The 15,781-nt window shown below is 68.9% G+C and carries 16 protein-coding genes; 6 read left to right on the top strand and 10 right to left on the bottom strand.

Going from position 1 to position 15,781, the window contains the following annotated elements; all coding sequences use genetic code 11:
* The first annotated feature begins 42 nt into the window (after positions 1 to 42).
* Positions 43 to 762: a DUF6517 family protein gene (locus BM286_RS06685; RefSeq protein WP_092920799.1), complete on the top strand. Its 720-nt coding sequence runs from the start codon at positions 43 to 45 to the stop codon at positions 760 to 762.
* A gap of 173 nt (positions 763 to 935) precedes the next feature.
* Positions 936 to 2,045, top strand: a complete 1,110-nt coding sequence (locus BM286_RS06680) for a DUF373 family protein (protein WP_092920798.1) — start codon at positions 936 to 938, stop codon at positions 2,043 to 2,045.
* Between the two features lie 31 nt (positions 2,046 to 2,076).
* Here the strand turns inward: BM286_RS06680 and BM286_RS06675 are convergent, their stop codons facing one another.
* The 5 genes from BM286_RS06675 to BM286_RS06655 all read right to left on the bottom strand — a co-directional run bounded on the left by BM286_RS06675 (position 2,077) and on the right by BM286_RS06655 (position 8,807).
* Positions 2,077 to 3,132: a DUF7139 domain-containing protein gene (locus BM286_RS06675; RefSeq protein WP_092920797.1), complete on the bottom strand. Its 1,056-nt coding sequence runs from the start codon at positions 3,130 to 3,132 to the stop codon at positions 2,077 to 2,079.
* A gap of 156 nt (positions 3,133 to 3,288) precedes the next feature.
* Positions 3,289 to 4,350, bottom strand: coding sequence for a phosphotransacetylase family protein (locus BM286_RS06670; RefSeq protein WP_092920796.1), 1,062 nt, complete (start codon positions 4,348 to 4,350; stop codon positions 3,289 to 3,291).
* On the bottom strand, positions 4,343 to 6,517 hold the full coding sequence (locus tag BM286_RS06665; protein ID WP_092920795.1) for an acetate--CoA ligase family protein: 2,175 nt from the start codon (positions 6,515 to 6,517) through the stop codon (positions 4,343 to 4,345). The genes BM286_RS06670 and BM286_RS06665 overlap by 8 nt, the downstream gene beginning before the upstream one ends.
* An 89-nt stretch (positions 6,518 to 6,606) precedes the next feature.
* A complete protein-coding gene (locus BM286_RS06660; RefSeq protein ID WP_092920794.1) occupies positions 6,607 to 8,316 on the bottom strand; it encodes a PAS domain-containing sensor histidine kinase in 1,710 nt (569 codons plus the stop codon).
* Between the two features lie 104 nt (positions 8,317 to 8,420).
* Positions 8,421 to 8,807, bottom strand: coding sequence for a winged helix-turn-helix domain-containing protein (locus BM286_RS06655; protein ID WP_092920793.1), 387 nt, complete (start codon positions 8,805 to 8,807; stop codon positions 8,421 to 8,423).
* A gap of 114 nt (positions 8,808 to 8,921) precedes the next feature.
* Between BM286_RS06655 and BM286_RS06650 the strand changes: the two genes are divergently transcribed.
* From BM286_RS06650 to BM286_RS15530, 4 genes are all read left to right on the top strand, one after another.
* A complete protein-coding gene (locus tag BM286_RS06650) occupies positions 8,922 to 9,554 on the top strand; it encodes a helix-turn-helix domain-containing protein (protein ID WP_092920792.1) in 633 nt (210 codons plus the stop codon).
* Between the two features lie 74 nt (positions 9,555 to 9,628).
* A complete protein-coding gene (locus BM286_RS15535) occupies positions 9,629 to 9,787 on the top strand; it encodes a DUF7560 family zinc ribbon protein (RefSeq protein WP_167603347.1) in 159 nt (52 codons plus the stop codon).
* Positions 9,788 to 9,906: 119 nt separating this feature from the next.
* Entirely contained in the window at positions 9,907 to 10,362 is a 456-nt protein-coding gene (locus BM286_RS06645) for a pyridoxamine 5'-phosphate oxidase family protein (protein ID WP_092920791.1), read from the top strand.
* Between the two features lie 136 nt (positions 10,363 to 10,498).
* Positions 10,499 to 10,669: a hypothetical protein gene (locus BM286_RS15530; protein ID WP_167603345.1), complete on the top strand. Its 171-nt coding sequence runs from the start codon at positions 10,499 to 10,501 to the stop codon at positions 10,667 to 10,669.
* Between the two features lie 152 nt (positions 10,670 to 10,821).
* On the opposite strand, the gene BM286_RS06640 is transcribed toward BM286_RS15530, so the two are convergent.
* From BM286_RS06640 to BM286_RS06625, 5 genes are all read right to left on the bottom strand, one after another.
* Positions 10,822 to 11,271: an HVO_A0114 family putative DNA-binding protein gene (locus tag BM286_RS06640; protein ID WP_174548996.1), complete on the bottom strand. Its 450-nt coding sequence runs from the start codon at positions 11,269 to 11,271 to the stop codon at positions 10,822 to 10,824.
* 69 nt (positions 11,272 to 11,340) lie between these two features.
* Positions 11,341 to 11,811 (bottom strand): nucleic acid-binding protein, encoded by a 471-nt coding sequence (locus BM286_RS06635; protein WP_092920789.1) that lies wholly within the window; start codon positions 11,809 to 11,811, stop codon positions 11,341 to 11,343.
* Positions 11,808 to 12,059 (bottom strand): hypothetical protein, encoded by a 252-nt coding sequence (locus BM286_RS06630; protein ID WP_092920788.1) that lies wholly within the window; start codon positions 12,057 to 12,059, stop codon positions 11,808 to 11,810. Before BM286_RS06630 ends, BM286_RS06635 begins: the two co-directional genes overlap by 4 nt.
* Before the next feature lie 71 nt (positions 12,060 to 12,130).
* The gene (locus BM286_RS15525) at positions 12,131 to 12,286 is read right to left on the bottom strand and encodes a hypothetical protein (RefSeq protein WP_167603343.1); all 156 of its coding nucleotides are present in this window, start codon (positions 12,284 to 12,286) and stop codon (positions 12,131 to 12,133) included.
* A 216-nt stretch (positions 12,287 to 12,502) separates the two neighbouring features.
* Entirely contained in the window at positions 12,503 to 15,706 is a 3,204-nt protein-coding gene (locus tag BM286_RS06625; protein WP_092920787.1) for a beta strand repeat-containing protein, read from the bottom strand.
* Positions 15,707 to 15,781 lie beyond the last annotated feature (75 nt).

Here is a 15,781-nt window from a genome sequence, read left to right as displayed (position 1 = left end):
CCGGACACAAAGTATGTACCCCCGCCGCGGCCAGTGGCGCCCATGGACCGAGACCCGACCGCCGACGACGCCGAGCACAGGGCAGCGAGCGACGCGATCACGCGGCGCCGGGCGCTCGCGGTCGGCGGCGCCGTCGGGCTCGCGAGCCTCGCCGGCTGTACCGCGCTGGACGTGGCCACCGGTGAGGGGCCCGCGGAGTTCGCGGCCGGCACCGCGACGGTCGCCGACGCGACCCTCTCGGAGAGCGGGTACGAACTCAACGAGGTGTCCGACGACGTGATCGCCCGGGAGGTGGAGGTGGCCGGGCGGACCCGCGAGGTGCGCGTGACGAACACCGTCGCCGAGTACGACAAGGCCGTCGAGCTGTTCGGCGAGCGCTACCAGGCCGCCGTGTTCGCCGCGGTGACGACGCCGCAGATCGAGGTGCTCGGTCGGGCGCTCAACCCGATCGCCGAGATGGGTACCCGCGAGCGCGCCGACCTCATCCTGCGCCGGTACGAGGGGGTCGGCGACCTCGAGCGCGGCTCGGAGTACTCGACCGAGGTCCTCGGGTCCGACGCCGCGGTCGTCGTGTACGCGGCCGACGGCGAGATCGCGGGGACCGGCGCGACCACCGAGCTGGAGCTACACATCGGCGAGCCGGTCGGGGTCAACGACGACTTCGTCCTCCCGCTGGCGGCGTATCCGGCCGCGTTCAGCGACGGCGAGAACGTCCGCCGGATGATGAACGGGCTCGAACACGAGCCGAACGAGGGGAGCTGACGGCGCGGGTCGGCCGCCGCGTCGGACGCGGGGAGCTGACGGCGCGGGTCGGCCGCCGCGTCGGACGAGCGCAGACCGACGCCGACCGGGACCCCGCCCGGCGCGGGCGCCGGCGTCGCGCGACCGCGCCGCGAGCCGAAAACATATGCCGTCCCCCGGCGTAGCTTCGAACGATGCTGCTCGTCCTCTGCGTCGACCTCGACGACGACCTCGGCCGCAAGACGGGGATCCCAACCCCCGTCATCGGCGACGAGGACGTCACCGAGGCCGCGGTCGCGCTCGCGACCGCCGACCCGGAGGACTCCGACGTCAACGTCCTCTTCCAGGGCGTCAACGTCCACGACGAACTCGCCGCCGAGGGCGAGGCCGTCGAGGTCGCGGCCGTCACGGGCGTCGACGGCGCCGACGTGAAGGCGAACCGGGCGGTCGGCAAGGAGGTCGACCGCGTGCTCGCGGAGCTGTCGACCGGCGAGGAGGTGTCCGCGGTCGTGATCACCGACGGCGCCCAAGACGAGTCCGTCCTCCCCGTGATCCGGTCGCGGATGCCGATCGACGGGATGCGGCGCGTCGTCGTCCGCCAGGCGCAGGACCTCGAATCGCTGTACTACACGATCAAGCAGGTCCTCGCCGACCCGGAGACTCGCGGCACGATACTGGTCCCGCTCGGAGTCCTCCTCTTGATCTACCCGCTCGTCGTCGTGGCGAACCTCTTCGACGTCGCCGGCGCGGCGGTGCTGGGGATCCTCTCGGGCGGGGTCGGCCTCTACTCGCTGTTCCGCGGGCTAGGGCTCGAAGAGACCGTCGACGGCACCGCCGAGACCGTCCGCAACGTCCTCTACACCGGGCGCGTGACGCTCGTCACCTACGTGGTCGCGCTCGCGCTCGTCGTCGTCGGGATCGTTCAGGGAGTCGACACCGTCGACGCCGTCCGCGGCGTCCGCGGCGGATCGCTCGCCGCCGGGACGGCCCTCGCCGCGTTCGTCCACGGGCTCGTCCAGTGGCTCAGCGTCGCGGGCGTCACCTCCAGTCTCGGGCAGATCACCGACGAGTACCTCGCCGGGCGGTTCCGGTGGCGCTACCTCAACGCCCCCTTCTACGTGGCGTCCATCGCCGTCGTACTGTTCGCGGTCTCCGGGTTCTTCCTCCCGGAGGCGCCGGGCGTGACGGCGCTCGGGCTCTCGGAGCTGGCGATGGCGCTCGCGGCCGGGACGCTCATCGGCGTGTTGAGCACGCTCGCGTTCGCGGTGGCGGAGTCGCAGCTCCCCTCCGCGGAGCCGGTGTGAGGGGAAAGAGGTGGCAAAAAGGACGGCGCCGTCAGCGCGGCGTCCAGGAGTCGCACGCCTCCATGTCGTCCATGAGCTCGTCGTAGTGAGCGCAGTAGGGGCGCATCCCGTCGTCGGTCCGGACGTAGTCGAACTCGGCGCAGTTGCCGCAGTACGCGTCGCCGGGCCCGTCTCGGGCGGCGGGGGAGCCGGGAGCGGGCCCGGACTCCGGTGCCGCCGGCGACGACGGGACGTCCGTCGACTCCGCCTCGTCGAGCGGCGAGGTGATGTCGCTCTCGGCGCTGCCGCCGTCGCTCACGCCCGGTGAACCGGGACCGGAGCGGCCGGCGGCGCGGGACCGTCCCGTCGAACTCGTCCGTCCGCGCGCGCCCGACGCACCGGAGTCGACCGCCTCCCCGGAGCCGGGAGCGGGTCCGGACGAACCGCTCGACGAAGACGGGGTCGAGTCCCGCGCCGCGGAGTTCTCGGCGCCGCCGTCGTCCGGGCGGTTCGTCTGCGTCTCGATGTCGCCGTCGGGGGTGCCGCCGAGGAGGCCGACGCCGCCGCGGCTTCCCAGTTGGTCGCGGGGCACCTCGACCACCTTCGTCTCGCCCTTGTGGGTCACCTCCATCGAGACGGTGCCGCCGGGGTCGTTGCGGGTCTTGAAGTTCGCGACGCCGACAAACACGCTCCACAGCGTCGTCGCGGCGCCGAGGAAGTAGACGCCCGCGGTCGGGAGCGTCAGGTCGGTCAGTTCCGGACGCGGCCCCCCGACCCACTGCTGGGGGTACGCGTGCGCGAACAGCGCCACACCGAGACACATGACGGCCGCGCCGACGAACGCCGCGGCGTAGGTGTTGCGGTCGGCCGGGAGGACCGCCATCACGCCGAGCAACACGAGCGGGACGCCGACGCCGCCGACGATCCCGCCGACCTCCCGCGCGGTGCCCGCGGTGTAGCCCGCCGGTAGCACCACCTCGGCCGCCACGAGGATCCCCACGACGAGGAGCAGCGCGCCCGCGACGAAGGATCCCACACCGAGGTACAGCCGATGCGGGTCGACCCCGGAGCGCCCCCGTCCGCCGTACGCCTCCGAGAGACTGGTCATAGGCGGGGTACGTCGTCCACCGTGAAAACAGTACGTCAGACGATCACGGATCGCGGGCGAACGCGGCGGCCCGAACAGGGGGCCGCGGGCGAACCGAACGGGGAACGCGGCGGCCCGGACAGGGGGCCGCGGGCGAACCGAACGGGGACTCCCGCCTCAGACCAGCGCGTCGACGTCGACGTGGGCGTCGAGCAGGTCGGCCATCCGGTCCACCGTCCGGACGTCGCGGGTGCGCCCGCCGCGGACGACCTCCTCGGCCCGGTCGATGGCCGTGACCGTGTCGGTGTTGACGGCGAGGACCGGCTTGCCGGCGTCGGCGGCCTTCCCCAGCACCGCGCCGGAGGGGCGGTGTCCGCCGGTGAGGACGAGGCAGGCGACCCCGGAGGCGTCGAGCGCCGCGGTCTGGACGTCCGCGCGGTCGCCGCCGGTGATGACGGCGGCGTCGCGGGCGCGCCGGAAGTAACGGAGCGCCTCGTCGCCGCCCATCGCGCCCACGAGGAAGCGCTCGACGAACGCGTCGGTGGGCGCGTCGGTGAGGAGTTCGGCGCCGAGCTCGTCTGCGAGTTCCCCGACCGTGACGCCCGCTAACTCCTTCTCGTACGGGAGCGCGCCGAAGACGGTGATCCCCTTCGACTCGAGGAACGGGATCCCGTCCTGGTCGAGCGACTCGAAGGCGTCGTCGGACACCTTGTTGAACACGACGCCGGCGAGGCGGTCGCCGAACGCGTCGGCGGCCGCAAGCACCTCGTCGAGGTCGTTCGGCGAGCCGTACTCCGCGACGAGGACGACCCGCGCGTCGAGCAGCTCCGCGACGTCGACGTCGGTGAGGTCGACGACGCCGCCGGTCGTCCAGCTGCCGCCGCCCTCGACGAACACCCGGTCGTTGTCGGCCGCGATCCCGTCGTACTCCTCGCGGATCCGGTCGCGGAGCGCGTCCGGGTCCTCGGTGCCGCGGATCGCGCCCTCGACGAACGTCGGGGAGTAGACCACCGGCTCCATCTGGTGCATCTCGGCGTCTAAGCCGAGCACCTCGCGGGCGAGCATGGGGTCCTGATCGAGGGTCTTGCCGACGTTCGACTGGAGCCGGGTCCCCTTCGGTTTCATGTAGCCGACGCTGCGGTCGCGGTCGGCCGCGAGCCGCGCTAAGGCGACGGTGATCGCTGTCTTTCCGGCGCTGTCTCCGGTCGCGGTGACGAGTGTGGTGGGTGTGTCAGTCATCGGTGGGTTCCTCCGCGTCGAGCGGCTTCGGATCGGTCTCCGCGTCGGTTCCCGGCGGGTCGAGTGCCTCCGGGTCGACGGTGAGTCTCACGTCGACGGCGGCGGCGTTCGTGCCGCCGTCGTCGTCGGGCAGTGCGACGAGGGGGTTGATGTCGAGCTCTAAGATGGCCGGGAAGTCGGTGACCAGCTGCGAGAGCCGGCCGATCGTCTCGATGACGGCGTCGACGTCGACGGGGTCGCGGCCGCGGGCGCCCCGCAGCAGCGGCGCCGACTGGATCTCCTCGGTCATCTCGCGGGCCTCGGGCTCGGAGACGGGCGCGACGCGGAAGGTGGTGTCCTCCATCACCTCCACGAAGATGCCGCCGAGCCCGAACATCAGCAGCGGGCCGAACTGCGGGTCGCGGTTCATCCCGACGATCGTCTCGACGCCGTCGTCGAGGTCGACCATCTCCTGGACCTGAACGCCGAGGACGGTCGCGTCCGGCTGGTAGTTCCGCGCGCGGGTGATCAGGTCCTCGTAGGTGTCGGCCACGTCGTCGTCCGCGACGCCGACGGCGACGCCGCCGATGTCGGACTTGTGCAGGATGTCCGGCGAGACGATCTTCATCACTACGTCGCCGTCGACCCCGGCCGCGACCTCGCGGGCGCGCTCGGGCGAGTCGACGATCTCGCCGGCCGGCGTGGGGATGCCGTACGCGTCGAGCAGTTCCATCGCCTCGACGCCGAGGCGGTTGTCGTCGCGGTCGCGCACCGCGTTCAGGATCTCGCGGGCGCGTTCGCGATCGACGTCGAACGACATCGGCGGCGCGTACTCGCGCGCCTTGATGTCGCGGTAGCGCGCGAGCGTCGCGAGGCTGTCGATCGCGCGGGCGGGATCGAAGTAGCAGGGGATCCCCTTCGACTGGAGCCGCTGTTTCGGCTCGCGAGTCCGGTCGCCGCCCATCAGACAGGCGGCGACGGGCGCGTCCATCTCGTCGCTCACGTCGGTGATCGCGTCCGCGAGCTCGTCGAAATCGATCGTCGCCGTCGGCGCGGCCAACACCATCGCGGCGCCGACGTTGTCGTCGGCGACCGTGATTTCGAGCGCCTCGCGGAACCGCTCCACGTCGGCGTCGCCGATCACGTCGACCGGGTTGTGGATGTTCGCCTCCTCGGGCATCGACTCCGCGAGCCGGTCGGTCGTCTCGGCCGTGAACGAGGCCATGTCGAGGTCGGCGTCGCCCACGGCGTCGGTCGCCATCACGCCCGGGCCGCCGGCGTTCGTGACGACCGCGACGCTGTCGGTGTCGGGAAGCGGCTGGCTGCCGAGGATGCCCGCCGAGTCGAACAGCTCGTCGACCGACTCCGCGCGGATGACCCCCGCCTGGTCGAGGCCGGCCTCGTACGCCTTGTCGGAACCCGCCAGCGTCCCGGTGTGCGAGGAGGCGGCCTGCGCGCCGGCGCTCGTCCGTCCCGACTTCACGGCGACGATCGGGGTGTCGCCCGTCGTCTCGCGGGCGGTCTCGATGAACTCGCGGCCGTCCTCGATCCCCTCGAGGTAGCCGATGATCACGTCGGTCTCCTCGTCGTCCCCCCAGTGGTCGACGAAGTCCGTCTCGTCTAACACCGCCTTGTTCCCCAGCGAGACAACGTCCTTGAACCCGATCCCGTTGTCGTTGGCCCAGTCGAGGACCGCGGTGACGAACGCCCCCGACTGGCTCATGAAAGAGAGCCCGCCGGGGAGGGCGTTCTCGGGGCCGAACGTGGCGTTCATCCCCGAGGGCGTCGACATGATCCCCAGGCTGTTTGGGCCGACGAGGTTCAGGTCGTACTCGTCGGCTAGCTCCGCGAGGCGACGCTCCCTCGCCGCTCCGTCCTCCCCCGTCTCGCCGAACCCGGCGGTGATCACGACGACGTTGCGGACCCCCGCCTCGCCGCACGCCTCGATGGCGTCCAACACGATCGAGGGGGGAACGACGACGACCGCGACGTCGGCGTCCGCGTCGGCGACGTCGTCGACGCAGGCCGTGCCGAGTACCTCGTCGTAGTTCGGGTTGACGGGGACCGTGTCGCCGTCGAAGTCGTCGAGGAGATTCGACGTGACGGCGCGGCCGACGGCGCCCTCGCGGGCGGTGGCGCCGACGACGGCGACCCGGTCCGGGTCGAACAGCTCGTTGAGCGTACCCATCAACGCGGGAGTACGCGAAGCGGCGGCTTAAGATCGGTGGGAGGTTCTTCGAAATCGGGTCCTACGGTGAACGATCGATCGGGTTCAGGTCAGGGGTCGGTCGATCCCGGGGATCGCTCGGAGGGTGCGTCGGCGTCGTCGGCCCCGCGGTCCGCGGCGGACGCGGCGACGGCCCCTTCGCCGGCGTCGGATTCGGCGGCGACGGCCCCCTCGCCGGCGTCGGATTCGGGGGAGACCGTCTCCGAGCCGGCGACCGGCGCCGTCGCCCCGCCGTCCGGCTCGGTCGAGACCGAACTGACCGCCGAGCCCGCCGGGCGCCCGCGCTCCGCCACCGAGAAGGAGGGGTCGCAGTCGGCGTCGGGGACGCTGATCGTCACCTCGTTGCCGTCGGGGCCGGCGTCGAACGCGAGGTCGCCGCCGGAGCGGTCCGCGATCCAGTAGACGAGCCACAGCCCCATCCCACCGGTGTGTCTGAGGTCGTCCATCTTCCACCGGTCGGTGATCGGGTCCCGCTCGGCCGCCGGGATGGGGGGCGCGTCGTCCCCGACCGCGATCTCGACGCGGTCGTCGGGCGCCGTGACCTCGACCTCGACCGTCGCCGCCCCCTCCGCGTGTTCGATCGCGTTCTCGATCAGCTCGGCGATCGCGTAGTCGAGCTCGGGGTGCGTGAACGCCCGCGCGTCCGCGGGACAGGAGACCGCGACGTCGGCGGGCGAGTCGCGCGCGTCCCCGACGGCGTCCGCCACCGCGCGCTCGACGAGCGGGGCGACCCGGAGCGGCTGCGGCGGCTCGTGCTGGCGGAGGAGGTCGATCACGCCGCGCTGCTTCTCGGCGGTGGTGAGCAGGTCGTCCGCGACGCGGCGGACCGTCTCGGCGTGGTCGATCAGGTCGGCGGCGAGTTCGGCCAGGTCGACGTCCGGGGGATCCGGTTCGTCGCCCCCGGACGCCGTCGCCGCGGCGCCGACGGCGTCGTCGACCCGGTCGGCGATCCGCTCCGCCGTGCCGTCGACGATGTTCATGTCGTTGCGGATGGTGTGCCGGAGCAGGTTGTCCATCACCGTGAGCTGTCGCTCACGGCGGTACTCGTCGGTGACGTCGCGCGCGAACCCGGTGACCGCGACCACCTCGCCGTCCTCGACGACGGGGCGGGCGGGCACCCGGACCCAGGTGGTCGGCCCGTCGGGCGAGCCGATCCGGTAGTCGAGGTTCGTCGGCTCGCCGGCGGAGAGCCGCTCCATCGAGCGCTCGACGTCCGCCCTGTCGTCGGGGTGGACGGCCTCTAAGAACTCTCGCGGCCGCGCTTCGAGCGTGTCGGGGGCGATCCCGAACACCGACTCGACCGCGCCGTTGACGAACAAAAGCTCCGTCCAGTCGGCGTCGAACATCCACAGCACGTCCGGCGAGGTCGAGGCGATGGTCTCCAGGCGCCGCCTGGACTCGACCTCGAGGGTGATGTCGCGAGAGCTCAGCGCGTAGCCGTCGAGCCCGGTGTCGGCGGGCGGGAACACGCGGGTGCGGAACCACACCCAGTCGCCGTCGGCGGTCTCGTAGCGGTACTCCAACGGGGCGTCCGTCTCGTCGCCGTCGGCGACGAGCGCCTCGAACGCCGCCCGGACGCGGTCGGTGTCGTCGGGGTGGACCAGCTCGAACGCGTCCGTCCCGACGAGCTCCTCGGGGTCGAACCCGAGCAGATCGCGCGTGGCCGCGTTGAGGTACCGGAACCGGCCCGCCTCGTCGATCACCGCAAGCTTGTCTTGCGCGAGATCGAGAAGGGTCTTCGGCTCCGGCGGGCGAGACATATCGAAAGCGTCCCGGAACTGGCCTAAAACCTTGACCGTTCGATTATCAGGTCCGAGAACTATCGCCCGACGGCGGGGGTGGCCGCCGCAACCGAGCGGGCCGGTCAGTCGGCCGAGACGCCGGGGGCGTCGAGCGCGGCGGCCAGCGGGTCGGCCCCCTCGTCGTCGACCGTGAGCGCGACGCCGTCGTCGTCGAGTTCGATCGCGGCGTCCGCGGCGTCGCGGACGTACTCGGCGGCGTGGTCGCCGTCCGGGTCGAACCGGACGCCCTCGGCGAGCAGCGGCGTCTCGCTCAGCAGTTCCACCTTCCGGTAGGCGGTCGAGAGCGCGATGTCGCAGTCCTCGGCGAGCTCGCTCGTCGTCTTCGGCGTCGCCGCGGCGGCGAGGATCTCCCGGCAGTCGGCGTCGGCGAGCGCCTCGAACGTCGCGTCGAGCGCCGCGTCGTCCTCGGTCGTCGTCGTGGCGTCGGTCGTCCGCGGGGGGCGTTTCATGTCTGTACGTACCCGCTCCAGCCCCCCGAACGGTTGCCCATCATATGCTGGGGGTTTTATACCGCGGTCCGGGCCCGCCAACGTTTTTACCCGGGGCGGGTAGGGACGAACGAGATGGGATCGGGAATTCGGGCGGAGGTCTCGCTGCCGACCGCGCCGTCCCCGTTCGACGGCGTCGTCGACGGGACGATCCCCGTCACCGAGGTCTCGCGCTGTACGCCCGACGGCGACCGCGAACGGGTGGTCGTGGAGTTCATCGCGGACGCCGACCTGTCGGTCCCCGACGGGGTCGAGGTCGTCTTCGACTACGGCGGCCGGGCGGCGTACCGGTTCGACGCCGCCGTCGACCCCGACTCGCCGTTCGCCGTCCTCGACCGGCACGAGACGCCCGTCTCGGAGGCGACGGTCCGCGACGGGCGACTCCGGATCACCTTCCACGCGAGCGACCTCCAGACGCTGCGGTCGGTGTTGGAGGCGTTCCGCGAGGGGTGTCCGGACATGGAGGTGTTGCGCCTGCTCCAGTCGACGACGACGCCGACGGAGTCGGACCTGGTGACCGTCGACCGGAGCGAGCTGACCGAGCGCCAGCGCGAGGTGCTCGCCGCCGCCTACGAGGCGGGCTACTTCGACCACCCGAAGGGGGCCAACGCCGGCGAGGTCGCGGAGTCGCTGGGGATCGGTCGGTCGACGTTCACGGAGCACGTCGCGGCCGCCCAGCGGAAGCTGTTCGGGGCGCTGTTAGATTAAGGATCGATGATCACGTTCCGAGGCCGCGGGAATCCGAGGCCCGTTTGATGGGCGTGGGTGTCGTACCCACGGGTATGACGGGGCGATCCACCCACACCTTCGTCTGCCCGGAGTGTCGGCGCTCGATCGAGGTGGACGACGCGATGCGGGCGACGCTGCTCGAGACGGGCTGCGTCGTCTGCGGCGCACCGGTCACCGAGGAGAACGTAGGCGAGACGCCGGCGATGAGCTGAGCGCCGGACCGCACGCTCGCGTGCCGCCGCCGGGCGCGGCGGCGCCGACGGACGGCCCGGGGGACCCTGCGCGCCGTCGTCTCGTTCCCTTTATCACCTCGTGCGAAGAAATTCGGGGTATGCCGACGAACAGCGAGGTCGAGATGTCGCCGGCCGAGGTGGACGCGCACCTGTCCCGTCACGAGACGGGCGTGCTCGCGCTCGCGCGCGACGACGCCCCGTACGCTATCCCGGTCTCCTACGGGTACGACGCCGACGAGCGCGCGTTGTACCTCCGGCTGGTGTCGACGCCCGACAGCGAGAAGCGCGAGTTCCTCGCGTCGACGCCGGAGGCCCGCGTGGTTGTCTACGAGGAGGACGGCGACGAGTACGCGAGCGTCGTCGGCGTCGGCCCCCTCGAACGGGTCGACCTCGACGAGCTCACCCCCGAGACGATCGCGCAGTACGGCGAGACGCAGCGCCCCCTCTTCGAGATCTGGGCCGACGACAAGCCGGACCTCGACATCGACCTCTACCGCTTCACGCCCGAGACGTTGACCGGGCGGACGGTCGTCGTCGAGCGCGATGAGGAGTAGGCGGTCGGGAGGGTGACCGATCGGAGACAGTGAGGCGACGATCGGGCCTGCGGAACGAACGATGATTTTGTGGTTGACATCCTCCCCGCCTTGAGGAGCGGGATTTTTATTTTGTAACTTCCAGAACACCACACGAATGGCGTCCAGTAGCGATTCCACGACCTCGGTCGACGACGAGGTCCGCCGCCTGTACGAGCGGTATCAGTCGGCCGAGACGGACGCGGAACGCCGAGCGATCGCCTTAGAGATGGGTGAACTCGACGGTCGACGCCACGCGGTCATCTACGAGCGACTCGAAACGGAGTAACTGTTTTCTCGGGTCCCGGCTCTCAGTGCGACCCGATCCGAACGCGCTCGCCGAGCATCGTCCGCGGCGAGCGCCGCCGCTGGCGGCGTGAGCGCGACGAGGAGTAGCGATTTTCTGATCTGTCGGCGTTCGTTTCGCGTTCTCGGGAGGAGTCACGGCGCGGCCGCGGCCGCGTCGTCGGCCTCCGGATCGAACGGGAGGTTGATAACGAGTTCGTCGAACCAGACGACCGGGCGCTTGCTTTGGCCGTCCTCCTCGAAGAAGATGATTCCCAACCGGGCGAGCCGGCTGAGTTCCTCGTGAACGTTCTTCACGTCCCGATCGACGACACGTGCGGTCTCGTTGATGCTCTCCGGCTCCTCCCGGCGGATCGCTTCGATGAGATCGAGGACGCGCGGCGTCAGCGTCGCCATGAGGTCGTCGTAGCTGGCGAACGCGAGCGTGGGCGTGGAGTCGGCCGCGTCGCCCCGTTTGAGCGTCTCGATCGCGTCGGTGACGTCGTCGTGGAACTCGCCCGGCGGGTTCACCGTCACGACGAGGGTCGATTCGGCTCGAAGCCGTTCGCGCTCCATCGGATGTAGCGGCGGCGTGGTGTCGGTCATGGGTATCACCGTGGCGTCGTCGGTTAGTGAGGCCACACATTCATTGGTACATAGACCAATGGTATCAGATTATTGTTCATCGAGCATTTGGATGCCACGCTCCACGACCGTCTCAGAAATGAACAAACTCGTTTCACGTTGGAGTGCGCGCATACGAGATTTCGCCTCGTCCTTACCGAGTACCTTGCGACCGTAGCCGAGCGCGATAATGCCGACGGTACCGTGTACGTCGACGCCAGCGTCGGTTGCGGCCTCCCGGGCAGCAAGGTCATCCGTCAGCAGGACGACGCTTCGATCCTTCGCGATCGCAATTGCGGCGCGCTCTCCGGCATCCAGTTCTGTTTCGTCAACTCGGCGTTCGTCGGCTTCGACGAGTTCGTACGAGAGATCCGATAACCCGGCAGGAACACCACCGGACTCGACTTCCTCGTAGACGGTCTTTGGAACGAGGAGCGTGTCGAACGTCGCGAGTAGTTCAAGCGAATCGATTTCGGCAAGATGAATGAGCGGTCCCGCGTCCGAGACTGCCGCGAGTGTCACGCGTTCAAGCCCCAATCGACGTCATCCTCGACGACCGAACGCTCTCGGTCGGCTCGCTCGACCGTCGCCCGCCCGACGCGGTCGATCGCCGCCGCACGGTCGAGGTCGCCGGCGAGGTACTGCGCGAGGACGAGATCTTTCCAGAGGGCTTCGAGGCCTCGTTCGAGGGCGCGCTCGAAGACTTCGGACTCGGAGAGCTCGCGAGCCGCCGCAATTTCGCGAACGCGGTCGGAGATCTCAGCAGCCATGCCGTATTCTTATCCGCCAACGTTCTTAAATCCGCGTCCGCTGCGGGGAAAATCCCAGATCCCGAACCGAGTCACGAGTCGCTCTCGGCGTCGTCGAACGCAGCGCGGGCGGCGTCGAAGCGGTCACGGTCTCGACCACGGAGGCGGTCGACCACGTTTTTCGCAGTTTCAGCGTCGGCTTCGGAAAGGAGGCCGGCCGTATCCTCTGGATCCGGACCACGCGTCATAGATCGCAGTTGAACGGCGATTTCAAAGAGCATTCCGCCGGTCAGGAGTCGTTTTTTCGGAAGCGACGAGCGAACTGGCGTCAGAACACGACCCGATCACGACGAACGCGAGCGCCGCCGCTGGCCGAGTCGAGCGCGATAAAAAAAAAACCGCGTGTGGGTCGGCCCGCGAGGGCCGATGGTTAGTGACTGCGAGTCGCGACCGCGGCAGCGACGTTAGTCGTTGCGGCGGGTCGCGAGCAGCGCAGCGGCGATGAGGGCAACGAGCGCGACGATGGCACCGAAGCCGGGCGTGCTGCCGTCGGTGGAGCCGGAGCCGTCACCGGAGCCGTCACCGGAGCCGTCGCCGGAGCCGTCACCGGAGCCGTCGCCGGAGCCGTCACCGGAGCCGTCGCCGGAGCCGTCACCGGAGCCGTCGCCGGAGCCGTCACCGGTACCGTCGCCGGTACCGGAGTCGGCGGCTTCGAGCGTCAGCGTCGCGGTCTGCTCGTCGTTGTTGGTGAAGACACCGTGCTCGTACTCGCCGGCGTCGAGGCTGGAGGTGTCGACGTTGGCGAACTCGACGGTGGTACTGTTGCCACCGGCGAGCGTGACTTCCTGACTGGCGACCGCGTTACCGCCAACGCGGAACTCGACAGTCTGGGTGCCTTCCTGCTCGCCCGTGTTCTCGATCGTGGCCGTCACGGTCAGCGTGTCGCCGACCGTCGCGGTCACGTCCTGCGGGCTAAGCTCGGAGACCTGGAAGCTGGCTGCCGCGGGCGCGTCCGCCGCGACCACGGTGCCGTCTGCCTCGGCGCTGAAGGTCGCCTGCTGCGCCGTCACGGTGAACGTGTCGTTCACCGAGGCGTCGCTCAGGTCGAGCCCAGTCGCCGTGAAGGTGCCGTCCGGCTGGACGGTCACGTCCTCGGCGGTCTGGACGAAGCCGGGCGAGACGTCAGAGTCGGAGCGCACGCGGACCGTGAACTCCTGACCGGGCGCGACGTTCGTCGTGCCCGAGATGCTCTGGTTCTCGGCGTTCGTCACTTCGACCGGCGTGTTGAATTCGCCAGTCGCATCGAGGTACTCGAAGGTCGCGTTCGCGGTCTCGTAGAACTCGGAGAGACCGTCGGCCTCAGCGAGTGCGTCCTCGTCGGGATCGAGCAGGCGCTCGTTCCGGACCTGGACGCGGACCTCGAAGGCGTCACCGTCAGCGATGGAGCGAGTGTCGTCCTGAAGGACGACGTTGTCCTCGTCGAACGCGATGAAGTACGAACCCTCAGTCGAGATGACGTCAACGTTGCCGTTGTCGATCATCTGAGTGAGGTCGATCTGCTTGCGCGGCGAGTTCGGCGCAGTGGTGTCGGCCGTCTGCCGGATGCGGACGTCGACGCCGTTGCCGATCAGGTCAGCGAGACTGCCACCGTTCGCTCGGATGGCACCCTCGAGACCCGTCGCGCTGAGTTCGTGGATAAGGACGTCGCCCTCAACCAGCGAGCTGGTCTGAACGACGGAGCTGTTCTCGACCGCGCTCGTGATGTCCTGGACGTTCTCGACGTTCTCGTAGACGGTAGTCGAGGTGGTCCACAGACGGAAGTTCTGGACGCCGCGCGCTTCGAGTTCGAGGTCGCCGACCGCTTCGGCGTTCCCGCTAGCGATTGCGCCGAAGCCGTCGGCACTCATCTCGAACGGGTACGTACCCGCAGCGAGCAGGTTGTTGAGGCCGGTCGTCTGGTTGTGAACGGTCACGGTGGCGTCACTATCGCTGTCAGCGACGTACGCGATGTCGCTCGTGGGGACACCGGTCGCGGTGGTGTTACCCGCAGCGAAGGTGTTGAAGCCGACCGTAACGCTGTCTTCACCGCCGGACTCGACGGTGATGTTGGTCTCGTACCCGACTTCCTCGTTGTCACCGATGGTGAGGTACGCGGTTTCGAGGTCGCCCTGGAAGTTGACCGTGATGTTAGCGACGTCACCACGCTCCTGGGTGATGAAGCTATCTTCGAAGGTGAGGTCACCCTCAGGCGCTTCGGTGACGGTCACCGCGTCGGAGGTGACGGACGCACCGGATGCGAGGTCAGTCACTTCGACCTCGTACTCGCCGGTCGCGAGCGTGCCAAGGTCGAAGGTTCCCTCAGCGTCGCCGCCGAGAGCGACTTCGCTGGACGCAGCGACTTCGTCGTCCTCGTCGATCGCTTCGACGAGCACGGTGCGGTCCGAGGAGGCCGCCGAGACGGTCCCCGTCAGCGCGTCGCTGGTGGTGAGGTTCGTCGAGTCAAGCTCGACGTCGAGGTTGAGGTTCCGAAGCGTGAAGTTCGCGGCGACGTCGCCGGTCACTTCGTACTCCTCGGTGGCCCGACCGTCGGTGCTGAAGGCAGCGACGATGCTGTTCGGACCAGAGCCGCGCGTGGCGAACTCGCTTTCGCTCGAGATCGTCACGTCGGTAGTGTCGTCGGACGCGTTGACGAAGGCGATCGTCGTGCCCTGGAAGACATTGCTGTCAGCCTGACCGTCGGCGATGGTGCTACCGAGGAACCGAGCTTCACTCGTGATGTCCGAGTTCTCGGCGTTGGAGCTGGAAACACCGTAGCGCTCCGCACCGTCAATCTCGATGTCACCAACCTGCTGAACGACATCGTCAGTGTTGAGCAGGACAAGGCCGCTGGAATCGCTTACGTAGACGTTTCCGTTACCCGCATCGCTCAGGTCAAAGGTGGCAACCTCACCGCCGGTACGGTTGAGGATCGTAACGGTCCCGTTGTCCTTGACTCTCTGCTCGAACGCCAGTTCGAGGATACCATCACCGCTGTCGGCAGTAAAGCTACCGAGGCTGTCGAGGTTGGTATCATCGTTCGCAGCGAAGTGGAGCGGGCGCTTGTCGAGAGACGGAGCGCCAGCGGCCGCAATGTTGATGTCGCCGATGTCGACGTTATCGAGATCTGCGTTACCACTGTCGGTAACGGAAAGCAGGATATCCCCGGTCGTGTCAGATCCAACGCTAGCCCACTCGACCTCTGCCGAGAAGCTAACGGTCACGTCACGAGCGTCAGCCATCGTGGCAGGCGAGATGTCGAACGTGAGTGCGTTGTTAGTTCCGCCGTTTGCGTCAGCGAGAGACGGACCACCAGAGGTGCTGATGGGGTCTCCAGATGCATCCACGATGGTGAAGCTACTGGGACCGCTCACAATCTCTGCCTGCGTGGGCAGAGCAAGTGTGAACGTGTCCGTATCTCCGTCGTCGGAGATGTTATCTACTGTGAAGTCTACACTATGGGTCACAGTTTCTCCACCGTCCACATTCGTGTTGGTGAAGGTGTTGACCGTCGGGTTGTTCGCGGCCGCGGCAGGCGCGGCAGCGAATCCGACAGCAACCATGGAGATGACCATGACCGCCGCGAAGAAGACTGAGTTAGCCTTCTTGCGTGTTGTATTGTCGTTTGTCATTGTGTGTTGTTGTGTTCTGCGTCGCGACAGTCTGCTTTGTCCTCGCCTGGGTCGCCCGTTCGTCGTCTGCCGACA

Source organism: Halorubrum sodomense (genome assembly GCF_900111935.1).
Classification (GTDB): Archaea; Halobacteriota; Halobacteria; order Halobacteriales; family Haloferacaceae; genus Halorubrum; species Halorubrum sodomense.
Note: the sequence above shows the minus strand (reverse complement) of the source record. Positions and strands in the feature narration are given on the sequence as shown.

Excerpts from the sequence above, each read along its gene's own strand:
- BM286_RS06685 (WP_092920799.1), top strand. The coding sequence starts at position 43 with ATGGACCGAGACCCGACCGCCGACGACGCCGAGCACAGGGCAGCGAGC.
- BM286_RS06680 (WP_092920798.1), top strand. The coding sequence starts at position 936 with ATGCTGCTCGTCCTCTGCGTCGACCTCGACGACGACCTCGGCCGCAAG.
- BM286_RS06675 (WP_092920797.1), bottom strand. The coding sequence starts at position 3,132 with ATGACCAGTCTCTCGGAGGCGTACGGCGGACGGGGGCGCTCCGGGGTC.
- BM286_RS06670 (WP_092920796.1), bottom strand. The coding sequence starts at position 4,350 with ATGACTGACACACCCACCACACTCGTCACCGCGACCGGAGACAGCGCC.
- BM286_RS06665 (WP_092920795.1), bottom strand. The coding sequence starts at position 6,517 with ATGGGTACGCTCAACGAGCTGTTCGACCCGGACCGGGTCGCCGTCGTC.
- BM286_RS06660 (WP_092920794.1), bottom strand. The coding sequence starts at position 8,316 with ATGTCTCGCCCGCCGGAGCCGAAGACCCTTCTCGATCTCGCGCAAGAC.
- BM286_RS06655 (WP_092920793.1), bottom strand. The coding sequence starts at position 8,807 with ATGAAACGCCCCCCGCGGACGACCGACGCCACGACGACGACCGAGGAC.
- BM286_RS06650 (WP_092920792.1), top strand. The coding sequence starts at position 8,922 with ATGGGATCGGGAATTCGGGCGGAGGTCTCGCTGCCGACCGCGCCGTCC.
- BM286_RS15535 (WP_167603347.1), top strand. The coding sequence starts at position 9,629 with ATGACGGGGCGATCCACCCACACCTTCGTCTGCCCGGAGTGTCGGCGC.
- BM286_RS06645 (WP_092920791.1), top strand. The coding sequence starts at position 9,907 with ATGCCGACGAACAGCGAGGTCGAGATGTCGCCGGCCGAGGTGGACGCG.
- BM286_RS15530 (WP_167603345.1), top strand. The coding sequence starts at position 10,499 with ATGGCGTCCAGTAGCGATTCCACGACCTCGGTCGACGACGAGGTCCGC.
- BM286_RS06640 (WP_174548996.1), bottom strand. The coding sequence starts at position 11,271 with ATGACCGACACCACGCCGCCGCTACATCCGATGGAGCGCGAACGGCTT.
- BM286_RS06630 (WP_092920788.1), bottom strand. The coding sequence starts at position 12,059 with ATGGCTGCTGAGATCTCCGACCGCGTTCGCGAAATTGCGGCGGCTCGC.
- BM286_RS15525 (WP_167603343.1), bottom strand. The coding sequence starts at position 12,286 with ATGACGCGTGGTCCGGATCCAGAGGATACGGCCGGCCTCCTTTCCGAA.
- BM286_RS06625 (WP_092920787.1), bottom strand. The coding sequence starts at position 15,706 with ATGACAAACGACAATACAACACGCAAGAAGGCTAACTCAGTCTTCTTC.